The sequence below is a fragment of the Streptomyces sp. BK239 genome (assembly GCF_004217285.1).
Taxonomy (GTDB): Bacteria; Actinomycetota; Actinomycetes; order Streptomycetales; family Streptomycetaceae; genus Streptomyces.
The window spans coordinates 274,110-295,372 of the sequence record NZ_SHKS01000006.1; the positions used below are offsets into that span (position 1 = coordinate 274,110).

The 21,263-nt window shown below is 72.6% G+C and carries 15 protein-coding genes; 7 read left to right on the forward strand and 8 right to left on the reverse strand.

Annotation, left to right across the window (positions count from 1 at the left end):
- The first annotated feature begins 63 nt into the window (after positions 1-63).
- Both EV567_RS20510 and EV567_RS20515 read left to right on the forward strand, forming a co-directional pair.
- Positions 64-1,794, forward strand: coding sequence for an amidohydrolase family protein (locus EV567_RS20510; RefSeq protein WP_130442182.1), 1,731 nt, complete (start codon positions 64-66; stop codon positions 1,792-1,794).
- Positions 1,791-3,281 (forward strand): aldehyde dehydrogenase family protein, encoded by a 1,491-nt coding sequence (locus EV567_RS20515; protein ID WP_130442184.1) that lies wholly within the window; start codon positions 1,791-1,793, stop codon positions 3,279-3,281. Before EV567_RS20510 ends, EV567_RS20515 begins: the two co-directional genes overlap by 4 nt.
- A 65-nt stretch (positions 3,282-3,346) precedes the next feature.
- On the opposite strand, the gene EV567_RS27980 is transcribed toward EV567_RS20515, so the two are convergent.
- From EV567_RS27980 to EV567_RS20535, 4 genes are all read right to left on the reverse strand, one after another.
- A complete protein-coding gene (locus EV567_RS27980) occupies positions 3,347-3,868 on the reverse strand; it encodes a hypothetical protein (protein ID WP_207228815.1) in 522 nt (173 codons plus the stop codon).
- A 134-nt stretch (positions 3,869-4,002) separates the two neighbouring features.
- Positions 4,003-4,806: a hypothetical protein gene (locus EV567_RS20525; RefSeq protein ID WP_242620922.1), complete on the reverse strand. Its 804-nt coding sequence runs from the start codon at positions 4,804-4,806 to the stop codon at positions 4,003-4,005.
- Between the two features lie 9 nt (positions 4,807-4,815).
- The gene (locus EV567_RS20530; protein WP_242620923.1) at positions 4,816-5,439 is read right to left on the reverse strand and encodes a hypothetical protein; all 624 of its coding nucleotides are present in this window, start codon (positions 5,437-5,439) and stop codon (positions 4,816-4,818) included.
- A gap of 250 nt (positions 5,440-5,689) precedes the next feature.
- Positions 5,690-7,201, reverse strand: a complete 1,512-nt coding sequence (locus EV567_RS20535; RefSeq protein WP_407071612.1) for a CehA/McbA family metallohydrolase — start codon at positions 7,199-7,201, stop codon at positions 5,690-5,692.
- A gap of 76 nt (positions 7,202-7,277) precedes the next feature.
- Between EV567_RS20535 and EV567_RS20540 the strand changes: the two genes are divergently transcribed.
- The 4 genes from EV567_RS20540 (at position 7,278) to EV567_RS20555 (ending at position 12,822) form a co-directional block, all read left to right on the forward strand.
- The gene (locus EV567_RS20540; RefSeq protein ID WP_130442186.1) at positions 7,278-8,144 is read left to right on the forward strand and encodes an LLM class F420-dependent oxidoreductase; all 867 of its coding nucleotides are present in this window, start codon (positions 7,278-7,280) and stop codon (positions 8,142-8,144) included.
- A 67-nt stretch (positions 8,145-8,211) separates the two neighbouring features.
- Positions 8,212-10,824, forward strand: a complete 2,613-nt coding sequence (locus tag EV567_RS20545) for a bifunctional FO biosynthesis protein CofGH (protein WP_130442188.1) — start codon at positions 8,212-8,214, stop codon at positions 10,822-10,824.
- 167 nt (positions 10,825-10,991) lie between these two features.
- Complete coding sequence (locus tag EV567_RS20550) at positions 10,992-11,567, forward strand: hypothetical protein (protein ID WP_130442190.1); 576 nt, start codon at positions 10,992-10,994, stop codon at positions 11,565-11,567.
- A 130-nt stretch (positions 11,568-11,697) separates the two neighbouring features.
- Entirely contained in the window at positions 11,698-12,822 is a 1,125-nt protein-coding gene (locus tag EV567_RS20555; RefSeq protein ID WP_130442192.1) for an ADP-ribosylglycohydrolase family protein, read from the forward strand.
- A gap of 28 nt (positions 12,823-12,850) precedes the next feature.
- Here EV567_RS20555 and EV567_RS20560 read toward each other — a convergent pair whose 3' ends face one another.
- Together EV567_RS20560 and EV567_RS20565 are read right to left on the reverse strand one after the other, a co-directional pair.
- Positions 12,851-14,413 (reverse strand): sodium:solute symporter family protein, encoded by a 1,563-nt coding sequence (locus EV567_RS20560; RefSeq protein ID WP_130442194.1) that lies wholly within the window; start codon positions 14,411-14,413, stop codon positions 12,851-12,853.
- A 174-nt stretch (positions 14,414-14,587) separates the two neighbouring features.
- On the reverse strand, positions 14,588-15,373 hold the full coding sequence (locus EV567_RS20565; protein ID WP_130442196.1) for an SDR family oxidoreductase: 786 nt from the start codon (positions 15,371-15,373) through the stop codon (positions 14,588-14,590).
- A 302-nt stretch (positions 15,374-15,675) separates the two neighbouring features.
- On the opposite strand from EV567_RS20565, the gene EV567_RS20570 reads away from it, so the two are divergent.
- Positions 15,676-16,515: a hypothetical protein gene (locus tag EV567_RS20570; RefSeq protein WP_130442198.1), complete on the forward strand. Its 840-nt coding sequence runs from the start codon at positions 15,676-15,678 to the stop codon at positions 16,513-16,515.
- A gap of 53 nt (positions 16,516-16,568) precedes the next feature.
- Here the strand turns inward: EV567_RS20570 and EV567_RS20575 are convergent, their stop codons facing one another.
- Positions 16,569-18,542, reverse strand: coding sequence for an MFS transporter (locus tag EV567_RS20575; protein ID WP_130442200.1), 1,974 nt, complete (start codon positions 18,540-18,542; stop codon positions 16,569-16,571).
- 172 nt (positions 18,543-18,714) lie between these two features.
- Positions 18,715-21,192 (reverse strand): serine hydrolase, encoded by a 2,478-nt coding sequence (locus EV567_RS20580; RefSeq protein WP_242620925.1) that lies wholly within the window; start codon positions 21,190-21,192, stop codon positions 18,715-18,717.
- Between the last annotated feature and the right edge of the window lie 71 nt (positions 21,193-21,263).

Sequence of the window (21,263 nt, forward strand, 5' to 3'; positions counted from 1 at the left end):
GCAGACCGGTACAGCCCCGCGCCCCCAGGCAGGCATCCTCACGCACTCGAAGGAGTCACCTCCATGCTCGACCACGTCATCAAAGGGGCGACCGTCGTCGACGGGACGGGCGCGCCCGCCCGTGTCGCCGACGTCGGCGTACGGGACGGCCGTATCGCCGTGATCGGCCACGTCACCGAGGAGGCGAGGTCCGTCGAGGACGCCTCCGGGCTCGTCCTCGCCCCCGGGTTCGTCGACCCGCACACCCACTACGACGCCCAGCTGTTCTGGGACCCCTACGCCACGCCCTCGCTGAACCACGGGGTCACCACGGTCGCCGCCGGGAACTGCGGGTTCACCCTCGCGCCGCTCAACCCGGAGCGGCCCGGCGACGCCGACTACACGCGCCGCATGATGTCCAAGGTCGAGGGCATGTCGCTGGTCGCGCTGGAGGAGGGCGCGCCCTGGAACTGGCACTCGTTCGGGGAGTACCTGGACGCGCTGGAGGGCCGGATCGCCGTCAACGCCGGTTTCATGGTGGGGCATTGCGCGCTGCGGCGGTACGTGATGGGGCCGGACGCGGTCGGCGGGCAGCCCAGCGAGGAACAACTCGACCGGATCGTGGGGCTGTTGCACGAGGCGATGGACGCCGGTGCATGGGGCTTCTCCACCACCCAGTCCTCCACCCACTCCGACGGAGACGGACAGCCGGTCGCGTCCCGGCACGCCCGCCCCCGGGAACTGCTCGCCCTGGCGCGCGCCGTCGGGGAGCACGAGGGCACCCAGATCGAGGCGATCGTCGCGGGCTGCCTCGACCAGTTCAGCGACGCCGAGATCGACCTGTTCGTCGAGATGAGCGCGACGGCCGGACGCCCCCTGAACTGGAACGTCCTCACCGTCGACGCGGCCGTGCCGGAGCGGGTGCCCCGGCAGCTGGCGGCGAGCGAGCGGGCGCGGAAGGCCGGGGGCCGGGTGGTGGCCCTGACCATGCCGATCCTCACCCCGATGAACATGTCCCTGGGCACCTTCTGCGCCCTCAACCTCATCCCCGGCTGGGGGCCGGTCCTCGCGCTGCCGGTCCCGGAGCGGATCGATAAGCTCCGTGACCCGGCCGTCCGGGCCGAGATGCTGCGGCGCGCCGACTCCAAGGAGGCGGGCGTCTTCCGGCGGCTGGCCGACTTCGGGCGGTACGTCATCGGCGACACCTACAGCGAGGCGAACCTCGGGCTGAGCGGCCGGGTGGTGCGCGACATCGCGGCGGAACGCGGCCTGGACCCGTTCGCCTGCCTGGTGGAGATATGCGCCGCCGACGGGCTGCGCACGGTGCTGTGGCCGATGCCGACGGACAACGACCCGGCGTCGTGGGCGCTCAGAGCGGAGACCTGGCAGCACGAGGACGTGCTGCTGGGCGGCTCCGACGCGGGCGCGCACCTGGACCGCATGTGCGGGGCGCCGTACACGACCCGGTTCCTCGGCGACTGTCTGCGCGGGCGCCGGCTCGTCGCCCTGGAACAGGCGGTGAAGATGCTCACCGACGACCCCGCGCGGCTGTTCGGCCTGCGGGAGCGGGGCCGGATCGAGGAGGGCTTCCATGCCGACCTGGTCCTGTTCGACCCCGAGCGGATCGACGCGGGCACGGCCACCCTGGTGCACGACCTGCCGGGAGACAGCCCACGGCTGGACTCCAAGGCGCTGGGCGTGCGGGCGGTGTGGGTCAACGGGGTCGCCGCGATCCGCGACGACGTGGTGACCGGGGCGGTGCCGGGCCGGGTGCTGCGCTCGGGCCGCGACACACGGACGGTGGCGACGAAGTGAGCCGGGGATCCGGGCCGACCGCGGGCGGCGGCCGAGCGGGCGACGGGCAGCGGCTGTTCGTCGGCGGTGCGTGGGTCGAACCGGACGGCGGTCACTACACGGTGACCGACCCGGCGACCGAGGAGAGGGTCGGATGGGCTCCGGAGGCCTCACGGGAGCAGGTGCTCGCGGCCTGCGCGGCGGCCCGTGAGGCCTTCGGCCCCTGGTCGCGGACGGCGCCCGAGGAGCGGGCGGCGGTGCTGGCCCGGGCCGCGGACTTCATCCGCGGCCACCTCGTGCCGTACACCGAACTGGCCCGCGCGGAGACGGGCGCGACGACGGGGACCGCGCGGGCGATGCAGGTGGGCGTCGGGGCGGCCCGCTTCCGCCGGTACGCGCGCGTGGAGCCCGCCGAGTGGGCGATCCCGCCGCAGATCAACGAGGCCGGCCCGATGGGGAAGGCCGGGGTCACGGGCGCGCTGGCCGTGCGCCAGCCGGTCGGCGTCGTCACCTGCGTCACCTCGTACAACAACCCGTGGGCGAACCCGGCGGGCAAGGTCGCCCCGGCGCTGGCCATGGGCAACACGGTGGTGGTGAAGCCGGCCCCGCAGGACCCGCTGTCCGTGTACCGCATGGCGGAGGCACTGGAGGCCGCCGGGGTGCCGAGGGGCGTGGTGAACGTCGTCTCCGGCCGCGCGGTGGAGGTCGGTGAGACGGCGGTGTCCTCGCCGGACGTCGACATGGTGAGCTTCACCGGGTCCACTGCGGTCGGGCAGCGCATCGCCGAGGAGTGCGGGCGTTCCATGAAGCGGCAGTTGATGGAGCTGGGCGGAAAGGGCGCGGCGCTCGTCCTCGACGACGCGGACGTCAGGTCGGCGGTGGCCGGGATCGGCACCACCTTCTCCTTCTACAGCGGCCAGATCTGCACCGCCCCGACCCGCGTCCTGGCCCAACGGGGCGTGTACGACCGGCTGGTGGAGGGTCTGGCGGCGTACGCGGGCCGGCTGAAGGTGGGCGACCCGAGTGAACCGGACACCGTCGTCGGCCCGTTGATCTCCGCCGCCCACCGCGACCGGGTGGAGTCGTACGTCGAACTGGGCCGAAAGGAGGGCGCGGTGGTCGTCACCGGCGGTGAACGCCCGCCGCTGGAGCGCGGCTTCTACGTCGCCCCGACCCTCCTGGCCGACTGCACGAACGACATGCGGGTCGCCCGGGAGGAGATCTTCGGCCCGGTGGTCGTGGTGATCCCCTTCGACGACGAGGAGGAGGGGGTGGCCCTGGCCAACGACAGCGACTACGGCCTGATCGACTACGTCTGGTCCGCCGACGTGGCGAAGGCCTTCCGCGTCGCCCGCCGCCTCCGCGCCGGCGGCGTCGGCGTCAACACGGTCGCCCGCAACATGGAAGCCCCCTTCGGCGGCTTCAAGAAGAGCGGAGTAGGCCGCGACGTCGGCTCCTACGCCCTGCACGCGTACAGCGAGCTCCAGGCGATCGTCTGGCCGGGCTGAGGACCGCGCCGCCGGTCACTGAGGGCGAGGCCGAGGCTCGGAGTCGCGGAGACGCCCGCCTGCACCTACGGCCTCGAACATCGCAGCACTGCGGCCGTCTCAGCCCGGTGTCTCTCGCCAGTGGTGTGGGCACTTCGTCGTGGACGCCTTCGACCGGTTGGCGTCGATGATCTCGCGCGTCCGGGGCAGCTCCGCGCCGCTGGACGCGTCCGTCTCCAGGTCCTCGCGGACGGGACGACGAGCAGGAGGTGCTGCCCCTTGGCGAAGGGCTCCTCGACCTGGGCGACGGAGGGGTCGACCAGGTCGAGTTCGACCGTGCCGGCACCCCGCCCGGGCTTGATCCAGTCGCTCACGGCGAACCTCAGCAGCACGCGGCCCGGCCGGGAGGCCGGGTGGACGTCGAGCACGTCCCCCTCGGCGATCAGGCGTGCGCAGGCGATGCCCTCGGCGTAGGTCTGGCCCTGGCCGCCCGCGTCCCGCGAGGCCCCGTCGGGGGCCCGCCTGTCCTGGGGCGACGCGGTCAGCAGGGCTGCACAGAGGGCGGCCACGGCGGCCAGGCCGACGGCGGCGGCGAGGGCGGGGCGCATCCGGCGCGGGCGCGCTGAGCTCGCCCGTTCCTCCTCGGCAAAGGCGGCTTCCGCATGTCGGCTTCCCTTCCTCGCCACGTACGACTGTGACGCGGCCGCCCCGGAGAACGTTCGCCCCGGGGCGGCCGCGTGCCTCAGTCGCAGGCGGCGGCGTCGCCGGCCGTCCTCGACGCGGCCCCGAACTCCTGCGGCGTCGCGGGAGCGGCCGCCTTGAGCTCGCTCACCAGCGCGCTCGCCGATCCGCCGGCCAGCTGCTCCTCCAGACCGACGTCCGGGTTCTCGTCCGCGGCGAGGGCGGCGGCCGCGGGCGAACCGCCCTGCTGACGCACCACGCGTCCCGCTTCCTCCCCGTTGCCGAGGATCCCCGCGTCGAAGGGGATCTCGGACCCCTCGCCCAGGCCGAGCCACTTGCCGGGCGTCCGGCCGTCGCCCTCGGCGCAGCGCGGTCCCTGCCAGACGATCGCCATCACGTAGGAGTGGCCGGCCTCCACACGCGGACGCTCCTCCAGCACCATCTTGCGCCGCTTGCCGGTGTCCCCGTCGCTGAACTGCCAGCCGGCGGCGTTGTACTCCCACGACGTCGGCGGCTTCTGCGGGGCGGCGGCACGCGACCACAGCACCTTGTCCACCCGCAGGGTCACCTGCCGGCCGACGATCCCCTCACCGCGCTCGGTCTCGCTGCGGCTCGGCGCGATCTCCCGTTCGGAGACGGCAGAGACCACGACCACGTGGTCGGCGTACGTCACCCAGTCCTGGGCCGTCGTGCTGGGCAGGCGATCGGAGGCATGGCCCACGATCACCCCGTCGCCGGAGGCCTGTCCTTGGCGGTTTCCGGCGGCGGCCGACGACCCGCCGGCGGGGCTGACGACGGCGGCCGTGACGACGGCCGTGAGGGTCGCGCCGGTGACGGCGGCAGCGATACGTGCCAGGCGTCTCACAGGGCCTCCCTAGAACTGGCCGTTGATGTTGTCACGGTTGTTGGCTCCCAGCCCGACGTCGGACCCGACCGGCGTGACCAGGCAGCCGAGCCGGCTGTCGGTGTTGGACAGGCGGGGATCGGCGTCCCGGCCGTGGGTGAGCCCGATCGCGTGGCCGGTCTCGTGGCAGGTCAGCCCGCGGGTGTACGAGCCGGGGCCGCGCAGGCGGACGTACTGCTGGTCGCACTCGAACTCCGCGTTGTCCACGGCGTCGTTGCACCAGGTGACACCGTCGGCGGTGGAGGGCACGCCCGCGTCGCACTCCTGGTAGATGATGTCCGTCTCGGCGCTGCCCTCGAACGTGGGCGACGAGTCGTAGCTGATCGTCAGGTCGGTGGGCGAGTAGTCGCTGCCCATGGTCGTGGTCACCGCGTTCTTGTCCTCGGACTCCAGCTCGCACACCGGACCGTTGCTGTCCATGTAGTAGGTGACGGTGGCGTTGTCCGTGCGGCAGCTCAGCCTGCCGTCCCCGCCCTCGGGGTCGTTGAAGCAGGCGAGGTTGTTGTTCGCCGTCGGGTGCATGTTGTCGGTCACCGCGGCCCACGCGATTCCGGCGGAGACGCCCACCGCGAGCGTGGTGACTATTCCGGCCAATACCAGCGCCGGGCGCCGGTGTCTGCTTTTCCTGGTGAGAACGGGCACACAAGTCCCTTCGCAGTGCTGTCACTTGAGTCACTTGAGTGAGTCACTTGGTGAGTCGCTTGAGTGATCGTGCACACGCCAAGGGAAAACAAAACCCAGGGGCATCAATTGTTTTCACCGGAAACAGAAAAGCGGAATACGAGGTTCTTGTTCTGCTCGTCAAAACGGTGATGTCAAGAGCTTTTCCCGTCAGAGGGAGGCTTCACTTCCGCCCCAGGAACACCGGATTCGTCAACGCCGCCATCACTCCCGGCACCGGCCCCGCCGCCGTCTCGTGCCGCACCTCGGCCCGCACGTACGCCGCGCGCGAGGGCGTCGTGCGCCACTCCGCGACACCCCTGCCCGACACCGGCAGCGGGCCGCCCGTGAACAGCACCCCCTGGTCGGTCACGAAGCGGACCGTGCAGCGGGGGGCGCCCGTCACCTCCAGGCGGACGGTCACCGGGGTGTCCGGCTCCACGTCCAGCCGCTCCCCGATGCCCGCCCGCGCGCCCCGGTCGTCCGCCGCCGTGAACGTCAGCGCCAGTCTGGCCGACTCGGCCACGTACGACCGGCCGGCCCGGAGGCCCGCCAGGACGGCCTGTCGGGTCAGGTCGTCGGCCAGGACCACCGTCTGCGGCAGCCCCACCGCGTCCGGGGCCCGGTGTGCGTCGCTGCCGCCCGTCGCCGGCAGCCACTCCCGCCGGCCCCCGCGCGCCCCCGACGCCAGCCTCGCGTCCCAGTCCGCCAGCGTCGTCTCGTCGTCCGGTGTGTACGGCCCGTTCCACACCTCCACCGCGTCCGCCTCGTCGTAGCCGAACCGCCAGCCGCAGCCGACGCACGGGGCGTGCGGGTGGGCCGGGACGACCAGGCCGCCCGCCGCGCGGATCTGCCGGGCGAACCGGCCGAAGCAGTCGTCGCGGGCCCGGTGACGCCAGTCGACGAAGGTGCCGGGGTCCGTGCCCACGGCCAGGGCGTGGCCGTTGCGCGTGGTGACCTCCTCGCCCAGCAGGACCAGCAGGTCGTCGCCGGCCGCGTCCGCCCAGGCGCCGTGCCCCGCATGGGTGTTGTGCTCCGAGGTGTTGACGAAGTCCAGTCCCGCCGCCCGGGCCAGCGCGGCGATCTCGCCGGGTGTGCGGCGGCCGTCGGAGTGCCAGGAGTGCAGATGGCAGTCGCCCCGGTACCAGGCTCGTCCCCGGCCCCGCGCCCGCTCCGGCGGGTACAGGGGCCTGGGGGTCTCGCCCTGCTCGCCGAAGGTCAGCGTGACCGTCAGCTCGTACGACAGGCCCTGCGGGGCCACCGTGTAGGGGCCCAGCGCCACATGCCATGTCCCCTCGCGCACGGGACCGGCGACGTAGCCGGGCGTCGCCTCGTCCGCGCGGACGAAGAACTCCGAGCGGGCGCCTCCCGACCAGCCCCGGAAGCCCTCTCCGCCGAGCCCGGTGCCCCGCTCGTCGAAGACGCCGACGTCGAGCGCGTTGCCGGGCGTGCCCGGGGGGACGGACGGCCGGTCGTAGGTGTACGCCACCCTGAACTCCCGTACGCCGGACGGGACGTCGACGGGTATGTACACGTAGTCGGGGGCGCCGGCGGGCAGTGTGCCCCGCACGGTCCTCGTCACCCGCTCACGGCCGCCGCCGGCCGGGAAGAAGCCCACCCTTGGAAGCGTAGGCCCGACGGCGGCCGTCGTCGCCGGGGGAAGCGCGGCCCACGCGTGATGCCGACCGGTCGGTATGGACAGTGGCTCCTTGCGGCGGTACAGATGAGGGCGACTCCCGTGTCGCCGAGTCGGACGAGACGAAAGGCCCATCATGCGCATCGCCGTCACGATCTTCCTCACCGATGAGACGATCACCCCGACCCGCCTCGCCCGTGAGCTGGAGGAACGCGGGTTCGCCGGCCTCTATCTGCCCGAGCACACCCACATCCCGGTGGAGCGGACCACGCCCTACCCCGCCGGCGGCGACCTGCCCCGCGAGTACGGCCGCACCCTGGACCCCTTCGTCGCCCTGGGCCAGGCGGCGGCCGTGACGGAGAACCTCGGCCTGGGCACCGGCATCACACTCGTCGCCCAGCACGACCCGATCGGCCTCGCCAAGCAGATCGCGACCCTGGACCACCTGTCCGGCGGACGGTTCACCCTCGGCCTCGGCTACGGGTGGAACGTCGAGGAGGCCGCCGACCACGGCGTGGAGTGGCGCACCCGCCGTGAACTCGTCCGGGACCGGATGGCGTTGATGCGCGCCCTGTGGTCGGCGCGGCCCACCGCCCACGAAGGCCCCTACGCCTCCGTCCGCGCCAGCGACGCCCACCCCAAGCCCGTCCAGCGGCCGCGCGGCCCGGTCGTCGGCCCCCGCACCCTGATCGGCGGGGCGGCGGGACCCAAACTGTTCGCCCACATCGGCGAGTACGCCGACGGCTGGCTGCCGATCGGCGGGCGCGGCCTGTCCGAGTCGCTGCCGGTACTGCGCGCCGCCTGGGCCGACGCCGGCCGCGACCCGTCCGCCCTCCAGGTCGTCCCGTACGCCGTCCAGCCGTCCCCCGGCAAGCTCGCGTACTACGCCGACCTGGGCATCGAGGAGGTCGTGCTGCAACTGCCCCCGGCGCGCGAGAAGGAGGTCCTGGGGCTGCTCGACGACTGCGCCCGGTACCTGCCCGCCGCCGGCGCCATCGCGTGACGCCGCCCGGCCAGGCGGGACCGGGCGTCCCCGTCGGCCCTGATCAGCGCGAACGTATGCTCAAGAGATGACGAATTCCGCGACCTCCGGAACCGGACCCGCCGACCGCCCCGGCGGCGCAGGACCCACCGAGAACTCCCTGCGTCGCGCGCTCAAACGTGCCCGGGACGGCGTCGCTCTCGACGTCTTCGAGGCCGCGGTCCTGCTCCAGGCCCGCGGCGCGCACCTGGAGGACCTGGCCGCGTCCGCCGCCCGCGTCCGGGACGCGGGCCTGGAGGCGGCCGGCCGCCCCGGCGTCATCACCTACTCCAAGAGCGTCTTCATCCCCCTCACCCGGCTGTGCCGGGACAAGTGCCACTACTGCACCTTCGTCACCGTCCCCGGCAAGCTCCGCCGCGCCGGGCACGGCATGTTCATGTCCCCGGACGAGGTCCTCGACATCGCCCGCAAGGGCGCGGCCCTCGGCTGCAAGGAAGCCCTGATCACCCTCGGCGACAAGCCGGAGGACCGCTGGCCCGAGGCCCGCGAGTGGCTCGACGCGCACGGCTACGACGACACCATCGCCTACGTCCGCGCCGTCTCCGTCCGCATCCTGGAGGAGACGGGGCTGCTGCCCCACCTCAACCCGGGCGTGATGTCCTGGACCGACTTCCAGCGGCTCAAGCCCGTCGCGCCCAGCATGGGAATGATGCTGGAGACGACCGCGACCCGCCTGTGGTCGGAGCCCGGCGGCCCTCACCACGGCTCCCCCGACAAGGAGCCCGCCGTGCGGCTGCGCGTCCTGGAGGACGCCGGCCGCTCCTCCGTGCCGTTCACCTCCGGCGTCCTCATCGGGATCGGCGAGACCTACGAGGAGCGCGCCGAGTCGCTGTTCGCGCTGCGCAAGGTCTCGCGTGCTTACCACGGCATACAGGAACTGATCATCCAGAACTTCCGCGCCAAGCCGGACACCGCGATGCGCGGCATGCCCGACGCGGAACTCGACGAACTGGTCGCCACCGTCGCCGTCGCCCGGCACATCATGGGCCCGAGCGCCTGCCTCCAGGCGCCGCCCAACCTCGTCGACTCCGAGTACGAACGCCTCATCGGCGCCGGCATCGACGACTGGGGCGGCGTCTCGCCGCTCACCATCGACCACGTCAACCCCGAACGCCCCTGGCCGCAGATCGAGGAACTCGCCGCGAAGTCGGAGGCCGCCGGCTTCACTCTGCGTGAACGGCTGTGCGTCTACCCGGAGTTCGTCCAGCGGGGCGAGCCCTGGCTGGACCCGCGGCTGCGGCCGCACGTACGGGCGCTGGCCGACCCCGCGACCGGGCTCGCACGCCCGGACGCCGTCGTCGAGGGGCTCCCGTGGCAGGAGCCGGAGGAGGCCTTCGAGGCGTCCGGCCGCACCGACCTGCACCGCACCATCGACACCGACGGCCGCACCTCCGACCGGCGTGACGACTTCGACGAGGTCTACGGCGACTGGGCCGCCCTGCGCGAGGCCGCCGCCCCCGGCATGGTCCCGCAGCGCATCGACACCGACGTACGGCAGGCGCTGGCGACGGCGGCCGACGACCCGACCCGGCTCACCGACGAGGAGGCCCTCGCCCTCCTGCACGCGGACGGCCCCGCGCTGGACGCCCTGTGCCAAGTCGCCGACGACGTACGCAAGTCGGCCGTCGGCGACGACGTCACCTACATCGTCACCCGCAACATCAACTTCACCAACGTCTGCTACACCGGCTGCCGTTTCTGCGCCTTCGCGCAGCGCCGCACCGACGCCGACGCCTACACCCTCTCTCTGGAGCAGGTCGCCGACCGCGCCCAACAGGCCTGGGACGTGGGCGCGGTGGAGGTCTGCATGCAGGGCGGCATCCACCCCGACCTGCCCGGCACCGCCTACTTCGACATCGCCAGGGCGGTCAAGGAGCGCGTCCCCGGCATGCATGTGCACGCCTTCTCGCCGATGGAGGTCGTCAACGGCGCGACCCGCACCGGCATGTCGATCCGCGAGTGGCTGACGGCGGCGAAGGAGGCCGGCCTCGACTCCGTCCCCGGCACGGCCGCCGAGATCCTCGACGACGAGGTGCGCTGGATCCTGACCAAGGGCAAGCTGCCCACGGCGACCTGGATCGAGGTCATCACCACCGCCCACGAACTGGGCATCCGCTCCTCCTCGACGATGATGTACGGCCATGTCGACCAGCCGCGGCACTGGCTCGGCCATCTGCGCACCCTGGCCGGGATCCAGCAACGCACCGGCGGCTTCACGGAGTTCGTGACGCTCCCCTTCATCCACACCAACGCCCCGGTCTACCTCGCGGGCATCGCCCGCCCCGGACCGACGACACGGGACAACCGGGCGGTCACCGCGATGGCCCGCCTCCTGCTGCACCCCTGGATCCCCAACATCCAGACCAGCTGGGTCAAACTGGGCACGGAGGGCGCGGCCGAGATGCTCCGCTCCGGGGCGAACGACCTCGGCGGCACGCTGATGGAGGAGACCATCTCCCGGATGGCGGGCTCCTCCTACGGCTCCTACAAGTCGGTCAAGGACCTGATCGCCGTCGCCGACGCGGCCGGCCGCCCGTCCCGGCCCCGCACCACCCTGTACGGCGAGGTCCCTGAGGAGCGGCAGCGCGCGGCCACCGCCTCGGACGGCCATCTGCCCGACCTGCTCCCGGTGCTGGACTGAGCGCCTCCGAGGGACAGCGGGATCCGACGCCGGGCCGGGCATGGTTCCGGCGTCGGATCGCGGGCCGGGGGACGGGAACCGGCGGCCGGGGGACGGGAGCCCGGGGGCGGGAACCGCACAGTACGATGATCGGGCCCCGGAGGACGGGGCCCCGTACCTGAGGAGATGTGCCCGTGGCTGCCCGACGGCTTCCCTCGTGGGCTTGGGTCACCGGTCTCACGGCCGGCGCGATCGTCGCCGTCGGCGCGCTGACGCTGCAGGCCGACAAGGGGGAGCGGCCGGCGGTGACGGCGGCCAAGCCCTCCGCGTCGGCCTCCGCGAGCCCCCGGCCCCCGGCGTCCGCGCCGTCCGCCCCGGCGAAGGCCGCCGTGCCCGAGGACTCCGGCACGGGCCGCCGTATCGTCTACTCCCTCCAGCAGCGCCGCGTCTGGCTGGTCGACGCCGACGACGCGGCCCGCCGCACCTTCCTCGTCTGGCCGGGCACCGTCGACCCCGACCCCGGCAACTACACGATCTCCCTGCGCAAGGACGAAACCACCGGCTCCGACGGTGTCGAGATCGAGCACATCGTGTACTTCACCGTGAAGTCCGGTGTGAACATCGCCTTCTCCAACGCCGTCGACGGCGCGTCCCCGAACCCGGCCGCCGGCGCCCAGACCGGCGGCATCCGCATGGCCAAGGCCGACGGCTCGGCCCTGTGGGCGTTCGGCGCGACGGGCACGAAGGTGCGCGTCGTCAACTGAGCGCGTCGGCGACCCCGCCCGTTCGTGACAGGCGGCCCCCGGCCGTGCCGGGCAGGCCTCCTCTGCCGCTCCGGCCTCGTTCGATTACAGTGGCGAACGTCGTACGTACGGACGGTGCCGGGAGGACTTGGTGGGTGCGACAGCCGGCCCGGTCTGGGGCCGTACCGAACAGCAGGACTTCCGCAGCCGGGTGCGCGGCACGCTGCTGGGCGCCGCCGTCGGGGACGCCCTCGGCGCGCCCGTCGACCGGCTCGGCCTGGAGGAGATCCGGCAGGCACACGGCCCCGAGGGCGTCGTCGACCTCGCCCCCGTCCACGGCCGTCGCGGCGCCGTCACCCACCTCACCCAGCTCAGCCTGTTCACCGTGGACGGCCTGATCCGCGCCCAGGTCCGCCGGGACACCGGCGCCTGGCACCCGCCGACCGACCTGCACCGCGCCTACCTCAGATGGGCGGCCACCCAGCGCGACTGGGGCCCCGACCTGCGCCGCAAGGAGGACGGCTGGCTGGCCCACGAAGAGTGGCTGTACGTCCGCCGGGACCCGCCCCGCGCGCTGCTCCTCGGGCTCGGCGACGAGGTGATGGGCACCCTGGAGGCGCCCAAGAGCCCCGGGGAGACGGGCCCCGAGGCAGCCGCCCGGTCGGCGCCCTTCGGGCTGCTGGTCGGCTGGGAGCCGCAGCTCGTCGCCCAGCTCGCCGTCGAGTGCGCGGCCCAGACCCACGGTCACCCCGTCGCGTACCTCTCCGCGGGCGCGTACGCCGTGACCGTGCACGCCCTCGCCCGCGGCGACAGCCTCGACGGCGCGGTGCAGCGGGCGCTCGCCGTGCTGGCCGCCCGGCCCGGGCACGAGCCGGTGTCGGAGGCGCTGCAGCACGCGCTCGGCGCGGTCCGGCAGGGGATGCCCGGCCCGGCGCGGGTGGCGGAGCTGGCGGGGGAGGGGACGGCGGCGGAACTGCTGTCGGCGGCCGTGTACTGCGCCCTCGTCGCGGAGGACGTCCGGCACGGGCTGCGGCTCGCGGTGAACCACGGCGCCCGCTCGGCCCCGGCCGGAGCGCTGACCGGCGGGCTGCTCGGCGCGCTGCACGGCGAGACGGCCCTCCCGCCGGCCTGGGTGGCCGAGCTGGAGGGCCGTCCGACGATGCTGGAACTGTGCGACGACTTCGCGATGGAGATGACGCAGGGGCCGGCCCTGCACAGCCCTGCGGGGGCTTGTGCGGCTTGGTCGGCGCGGTATCCCCGGGGCGGGGTGGACTGAGACCCTTCGGGGTCGGCGGGTCTCGTCCTCAAGCCCCGGACGGGCTGGAGGTGCGGGCCGCCGTCCCGGACTCCGCCGCAGCGCCCGTGTCGCCCCCGTCGCCGTTGACTCGGTCGATGATCGCCAGGCGTTCCGGGGTGTCCTCCGGCTTCAGGTAGCCGATCAGGATGTAGAGGACCAGGGAGACCGCCAGCGGCACCGAGACCTGGTACTGGAGGGGCACGCCGCCCTCGACGTTCCAGTTGATCGGGTAGTTGACCAGCCAGAAGGCGAGCAGGCCCATCGACCAGCTCGTCAGGGCCGCCGTCGGGCCGGAGCGGCGGAACGGGCGCAGCAGGCCGAGCATCATCGGGATCGCCATCGGACCCATCAGCCCGGCCACCCACTTGATCACCACGGTGATGATGTCCTTGAACGTGGGCGAGTTGACCTGGGTCGCGGCCGCCATGGACAGCCCGAGGAAGACGACCGTGGCGATCCGCGCCACCCGCAGGCCCTGCCCGTCGCTCCAGGTGCGCGCCCTGCGCCACACCACCGGCGCGCAGTCCCGGGTGAAGACGGCGGCGATGGCGTTGGCGTCGGAGGAGCACATGGCCATCGTGTGGGAGAAGAAGCCGACGATGACGAGGCCCAACAGGCCGTGGGGGAGGAGCTGTTCGGTCATCAGGGCGTAGGAGTCGGAGCCGTTCGGCTTCTGCGACTTCACCAGCAGGGGTGACATCCACATGGGGAAGAACAGCACCAGCGGCCACACCAGCCACAGCACGGCCGACAGTCGCGCCGAGCGGGCGGCCTCCCGGGGGGTGGCGGTGGCCATGTACCGCTGGGCCTGGTTGAGCATGCCGCCGTTGTACTCGAAGAGCTTGATGAAGAGGAACGCCAGCAGGAAGACCACGCCGTAGTCGCCGACCAGCGGCTCTGCGTGGCCCTTCATGGCCGGCTCGTCCCACGCGCTGACCGGCCCGAGGCCCTTGTCGTCGAGTTCAGCCAGGACCGCGACGAACATCGCCACACCCGCGAGCAGTTGGATGACGAACTGCCCCAACTCGGTGAGCGCGTCCGCCCACAGCCCGCCGATGGTGCAGTACACGGCCGTGATGCCGCCGGTGATCAGGATGCCCTGGTTGAGGGAGATGCCGGTGAAGACGGACAACAGGGTCGCGATGGCGGCCCACTTGGCGCCCACGTCCACGATCTTCAGCAGCATCCCGGACCAGGCGAGCGCCTGCTGCGTCTTCAGGTCGTAGCGGTTCTTCAGGTACTCCAGCGGGGAAGCGACATGGAGACGCGAGCGCAGCCGGTTGATGCGGGGCGCGAAGAGCTTGGACCCGATGGCGATGCCGAGCGCGATGGGGAAGGACCAGGTGACGAAGGAGGTGACGCCGTAGGTGTAGGCGATCCCGGCGTACCCGGTGAACATGACCGCGCTGTAGCCCGACATGTGGTGCGAGATGCCCGACAGCCACCACGGCATCCTGCCGCCCGCGGTGAAGAAGTCGCTGACGTCGTCCACGCGTTTGTGGGACCAGACGCCGATGGCGACCATCACGCCGAAGTAGCCGATGAGCACGGCCCAGTCGAGACCGTTCATGTGCGCCCTCCCAGGGATCAGCCCGGCGCTCATCGTGGGCGCTGTCACGTGAACACGACAAGTAACCGTAGGGTCAAAGGGAGGTAAAGGTATTCGTCATGGTGTCCGGCGTTCACTCACATGAACATGCGGTGAGGGCTCACCGGCACTCCTCCGCAAGGCCCACCCCCGCGCTCACCGCATCAGCTCCCCCGCGTTGACCAGCAGCGACTGCCCGGTGATCGCCCGAGCCCGGTCCGACGCCAGGAACACCGCCGCGTCCGCCACATCCGCGTCCGTGGCCAGCTCCGGCAGCGCCATCCGCTCCGCCAGCCGCCCGAGCACCACCTCCTCGGCCACCCCCTCCGTCGCCGCCGTGAACTGCACGTACGCCCGCACCGGCGGCCCCCACATCCAGCCCGGCAGCACGGTGTTGACCCGGATCCGGGACGGCCCGAGCTCCCGCGCCAGCGAGTACATCGCGCTGGTCAGCGCCCCCTTCGACGCCGCGTACGCCGCCTGGCGCACCTGCGAGGGCGCGGCCACCGCCGACTGCGTCCCGATGAACACCACCGAACCGCCCCGCGCCCGCAGCCCGCCGAGGCAGGCCCGCGTCATCCGCAGCGACCCCAGCAGGTTCACGTCGATGACCGACTGCCAGGTCGCGAAGTCCGCGTCCTCCAGCCCGCCGAAGCAGGAGTCCCAGGCCGCCACGTGCACCACGGCGTCGATCCCGCCGAACCGCTCCACCGCGAGCCCCGCCAGCGCCGCGCACTGCTCCTCGTCGGTGACGTCCGTCGCCCGGTACGCGGTGTGCGTCCCGTCCGGGTCGATCTCCGCCGCGCTCTTGGCGAGGTTCGCCTCCGTCCGCGCCCCCAGCACCGCGGCGCCGCCGTCCCGTACGACCGCGGCGGCGACCTGGTGACCGAGCCCGGCGCCGACTCCCGAGACGACGACGGTCTTGCCGGTGAGCAGGGGCATCGGGACCTCCCGGGTCTGGGGGCGTTTCGAAAGTCCCGCCTGCCCGGCGGCGTCTGGCACGCACGCTCGCCGCGTTGTCGGATCACCCCGATACATCCAGTATCGGCGCGACCCTCCGCCTTGCGATCGCACGCTCCCCCACGCTCGAACCGAACTCGCGCGGGAGGGGCCCCCATCGCCGCCGCCGGGCCCGCCCTACGGGCGGACGACGCTACTTTCGAAACGCGCCCTGGCGCATCATCTGACGGGGCGTCAGAGTAGGGGCGACCGCAGGAGGACGGAAGAGGACGGAAGGCGACGCCATGAGCGAGGAGACCCGCAGCGAGACCTACGCCGAACTGGCCGCCGTCGGCCCCTACGGGGTCCACCCCGGCCACGCCCTGATCACCATGGTCGAACCCCACCCCGGCCATGAGTACGCCTACAACCGCTGGTACGAGGACGACCACTACTACGCCGGCGCGATGGCCATGCCCTGGATGTACGCGGGCCGCCGCTGGGTCGCCACCCGCGACCTCCAGCTCCTGCGCGCCCCCGAGAAGTCGGCGATCGCCCAGCCCGTCACCGCCGGCTGCTACCTCTCCACCTACTGGATCACCGACGGCCGCTACGACGACCACATGCGCTGGACGGTCGCCATCAACAAGCGCCTCAACCGGGACGCCCGCGTCTACCGCGACCGCACCCACGTCTTCACCGCGTTCCAGGACCACGAGACGACCGTCTACCGCGACGGCGCGGCCGGCCCCCGCGACTTCCACGCCCTCGACCACCCCTACGCCGGACTGGTCCTCCAGGTCGTCGACGCCGACACCCCCGAGCAGCGCCCCGCCCTCCTGGACTGGCTGCGCACCCGCCTGCTCCCCCGGCGTCTCGCCGGCTCACCGACGGCGATGGTGACCGTCTTCCGCCCGACCCCCCTCCCCGGCGACCGCATGACCTACGTCAAGCAGGTCGAGGGCGTCGGCACCCGGCTGACCCTGCTGTGGTTCCTGCAGAGCGACCCCAGGGACTGCTGGGACGCCCACTTCGCCGACCTGGAGACGGCGGTGGGGGAGTCGGGCCTCGGACGGCTGGAACTGCTGGCGCCGTTCATCCCGACAGTCCCGGGCACGGACGCCTACGTGGCGGACCTGCGCTGACCGGCCCAGGGCGGCGACGCCCACTCCGGCCGGCGGTCACCGGGACAGGAACCTCACCGCATCTCGTCCGGGCAAGGCGTCCCCCGGGGCAGCTCGTACGGCGCGGCAAGGCGATACGTCCCCGCCCGTGGAGCGACCAGCATCGTCCACTTGTCGCCCTCCCTGTCCTCCTCGGTCTCGAAGAGGCACCCGTTGAGGTTGTCGTACGTCTTGGCCTCGCCCTCGGAGCGGTCCTTGGACGCCTGGGTCTCCTGCGGCGGCTCCAGCTTCTCGCCCTCCGAGTCGACGATGCTCAGCCACGGCGAGTACGGGATCTTGATCAGCACCCGCCCGGCCTTCCGCACGTCGACCGTCAGCTCGCCCTGTGCCGCCCGCTGCACGACGGCGTTCGGCTCCGCGAGGGACGCGGGGTCCTTCACCCGGAACAGCTGCCAGTTGGCGTCGCCCCAGATCTGCTCCAGGAACGGCAGCCCGCGCTGCAGCAGCGCCCGCTCCCGCTGCCCGCCGTCGCCGTCGGGCTCGTCCTTCGGCAGGACCACGAAGTGCACGGCCCACCGCTGGAGCCACTGGTGGTAGTTCGCGGAGTTGAGGGTGTCGTCGTAGAAGAGGGGGTTGCGCTTCATGTCGGCCTGGCGGTTCCAGCCGCGGGCCAGGTTCACGTACGGCGCGAGCGCGGACGCCTCCCGGTGCGAGCGGGCCGGCACGACCTCCACCCGGCCCCGCTCGGCGCCGACCTCCTGGAGTTCGTTGACCAGCGGCGCCAGCTCACGCGCCCAGGACGCCCTCGGCGTCGTGTGGATGATGTCGTCGACCGTCTTGAAGCCGACGAAGCCGACGAACACGGCCGTGGTCAGCACGATCGCGTACCACTTGCGGGTCTTCGGGGCCGCGAACGGCAGCGCCGCCATCAGCACCACACCCGCGAACAGCATCGGCAGCCGCGTGATGTTCGAGCCGATCTGCGAGCTCACGATCCACACCATGAGCACCGCGGTCCCGTACACCGCCGCCGTGATCCGCACGGTCGTCCAGTCCTGCGGGACGGCGATGTAGACCACCACCGAGAACAGGATCGGCAGCACGGTCGAGCCGAACAGCATCGGCTGGGTGCCGGAGAACGGGAACAGCCACGCGGACAGCGCCACGACCACCGCCGGGGCGAGGCCCAGCGCCCACGCGCCCGGCCGCCGCTTCTGCAGGAACATCGCGACGGCGACCAGCCCCACGAACAGGCCCGCCACCGGCGAGCCCATCGTGGCGAGCGCGGCCAGGGGCGCGGCGGCCAGCGCCTTCGCCCACCGCTTGTAGCGCCAGCGGTGCGGCCAGCAGAACACGACGGCGACCGCGCCGAGCGCGAACATGGTGCCGAGCCCGAAGGTGACCCGCCCCGAGATCGCGTTGCACAGCAGCCCGAACACGCCCGCCAGCGCCGGCGGCAGGGGGTCCCGTACCGGCCGGCAGCGCAGCAGGATCAGCGTCAGCAGCCCCGCCGAGATCGTCCCGGCGATCATCATCGTCGTACGGACGCCGAGCACGGACATCAGATACGGCGACACCACGCTGTACGACACCGGGTGCATCCCGCCGTACCAGGCGAGGTTGTACGCGGAGTCGGGGTGCCGGCCGACGAACTCGGCCCACGCGTCCTGCGCCGCCAGGTCCCCGCCGCTGTTCGCGAACGTGAAGAACCAGATGACGTGGAGGAGGCCGGACAGCAGGGTCACGGACAGCACGAGATGCCGCCGGCACCACGCGCGCGCCCGCTCGGCGACGCCGCCCGGAGCAGCGGTGGGCTCGGGGGCGGTCTCCTGCGGGGCGGTCTCCTGCGGGGCGGCGGTGGTGTTCCGCGGGCCGGCAGGCTCGGCGTCGGGTTTCACGGGGTCACCGGAGGCGAGGTCGTCGTCGGGGGTGTCTGAGGAGTCTGGGGCAGCGGGGGCCGGGCGGGTGTCACGGTCGTGGTCGCCCGCCTGCGGCGCGGGCAGGCGCACCCGTGTGTCGTCGGCGCGTCTCGGCTCCGCAGTGGCCACCTGAAGGCACTCCCCGTGTCCCGTCTTCCCGTCCTCGGCCGCGTCGCGTTCGCGTCCGCTGCACGGCCGCGTCGCCACGACCGCCGACCTGTCCCGGTTCGGGACGCTAGCACGCACCCCGCCGGGCGGCTGCCCGGCGGGGTGCGTGAGGGTGCTGTGAGCGGGGCGGGGCTCAGCTGACGCGGGTCAGCTTGTCCAGGAAGCCCGGCTCGGCCAGCTCCGACTTGAGCGCGACCGGAACCTTGACGGCCCCGCTGACCCCGTCGCCGACGGTGAGCGTGCCCACCTGGGTGCCCGCCTTCGCCGTGTGCGGAACCTCACCGGGGGCGAACGACAGCTTCACCGTCAGTCCGGCCCAGCCGACCGCCGAGACGTCCTCGGTCGCCACGACGGGCGTGTGGTGCCCCATCTTGTCGTCCACGTACCCGACGACGTCGCCCTTCTTGAGGATCTTCGCCGAGGTCATCGCGTCCTGGGCGGCGAGCAGCGCGGTCTTGCTGACCGCGTTGACCGTGTCGATGATCGGCGCGGTGTGCTGGCCGAGGACCGCGCCCACCAGGGTGACGGTCTTGCCGCCGGCCTCCTTGGTCGCGGCGAACAGCAGGTTGCCGCCGGCCTTGCTGGTGGAGCCGGTCTTCAGGCCGATGGCGTTGTTGAACGGCACGAGCGTGTTGTAGTTGCGCCACTCCTTGCCGGTCGGGTCGAACCACTTCGGCAGCTTGGTGATCTCCACCAGGGAGGGGATCTTCACCAGCTCGTTGCCGAGCTTCACCTGGTCCGCGGCGGTGGAGACGGTGGTCTCCTTCAGCCCCGAAGCGTCGGTGTACGTCGTGTTCGTCATCCCCAGCCGCTTGGCGGTGGCGTTCATCTTGGCGATGAAGGCCGCCTCGTTGCCCGCGTCCCAACGGGCCAGCAGCCGGGCGATGTTGTTTGCCGAGGGGATCATCACGGCCGACAGGGCCTGACGCAGGGTGAGCTTGTCGCCCGCCTTGACGGTGTTGAGGGTGGACTCGCCGCCGCTGACGTCGTAGCCGCCCTCCTTCTCGGCGGTGGGGTCGACGGTGATGGCCGGCCCCTCCTCGCCCGACTTCAGCGTGTGGTCCTTGAGCACGACGTACGCCGTCATCGCCTTCGCCACCGAGCCGATGGCCACGGGCTTCTGGTCGCCGAAGCCGCTCATGGTGCCGATGCCGGTGACGTCCATCGAGCCCTGGCCCTCCCCGGGCCACGGCAGCGTGAGCTTGCCGCCCTCGAAGGTGTACGTCTCCTTCGCGGTGAGAGCCAGCGCGGGCGCCGGGAGCGGCCGTACGGCCTGCGCGATCGCGAACACGATCACCAGCAGCACGAACAGCGGCGTCCAGATCTTGACCCGGCGGCCCAGCGTGCGCAGCGGGGTGGGCGGGGGCGGCGGGGTGTTGGTCAGCTCGGCCAGCAGGTCCAGCGGCGGCTTGGGCGGCAGCGGCTGCTGGGTGGTGCGCTCGGGGCCGATCTGCGGCACGACGGCGGTGGCGTCGGCGGCCGGCTTCGAGGGCTCGGTGGTCGGCTGCGGGGACGGCTTGGCGGCCGGCTTGGCCTCAGGCTTGGCGGTCGTCTTGGCGTCGGGCTCGGCCGGGGCGGGCTTGGGCTCGGCCGGGGCGGCGGTCGGCGGCTTGCGGGTGGAGGGGTCGTCGAGGGGCTTGAGCGCGACGAACTTGCTGGTGCGCTCGGGGGCGGGGGTGGGGTCGGGCTCCGCCTCGCCGTCGGCGGCCTTCGGCTTGTCGGCGTCGGCCTTCGGCTTGTCGGTGGCCGGCTTCTTCGCGTCCTTCTTCGCCCCGGACGCGGGCTCGGTGGCGTCGCCGCCGAGCTTCAGCATCGTGGTGGGCTGGTCCACGGCGGGCTTGGCGGACGGCATCTTGAAGATGGCGGTGGGCTGGTCGACGGGGGCGTCGGTGTCGGCGTCCTCGTCGTCTTCGGCGGCCTCGGGGGACTTGGCGTCCTCGGCGTCCGTGTCGTTCTCGGGGGCGTCGTCGGCCTTGCCGGCTTCGGGCTCGTCGTCCTCGGAGGTCTCGCCGCCCTCGGGAGCCTCGTCCTCAGCCTTCGCGTCGTCCGTCTCGTCCTCGGTCTTCGCGTCGTCCTTCGCGGCCCACTTGGGCGCGGACTTGGCGGCGGGCTTCGCCTCGGAGTCCTTCTCGGACTCCTTCTCGGCCTCGGACGACTCCTCGGTCCCGTCCGCTTCCTTTGCGTCCTTTGCGTCCTTCGTGCTCTCCGGGGCCTTCCCGGCCGTCTTCTCGTCCGCGGAGGACACCCACTGGGCCACCGCGGCCCGCAGACGCTCGTCGCCGCTCCCCGAGCCGCCGGAAGCGCCGTCGGAGGCGCCGGCCTTCTCCGTGGAGCCCTCGGCGGCCTCTGAGGCCTCCTCAGCGCTCTCCTCGGGCTCGCCCGGTTCTTCCTGCCGGTCCTCGTCGGTCTTCAGCTCGCGGACGGAGAACACCCTTGTCGCCGTGTCCACACCCCCGCGTGCCGCACTCGACGAACTCGACGCCTCGCCGTCACGTGCCGCCGCGACCCTGGGATCCCGAGCCTCGGGAACCGCGCCGGCGCTCCCCGACGTCGGTTCTGCCGACGACTCGCGCTGCTTCGACTTCGACTTGTCGGGGGACTCGCCCGCCACCGATGCCTCCTCATGTGCCGCACGCCCACCGCGCGCGCCTGCCGAACCGTGAACCGCCGCCCGTGACAGTG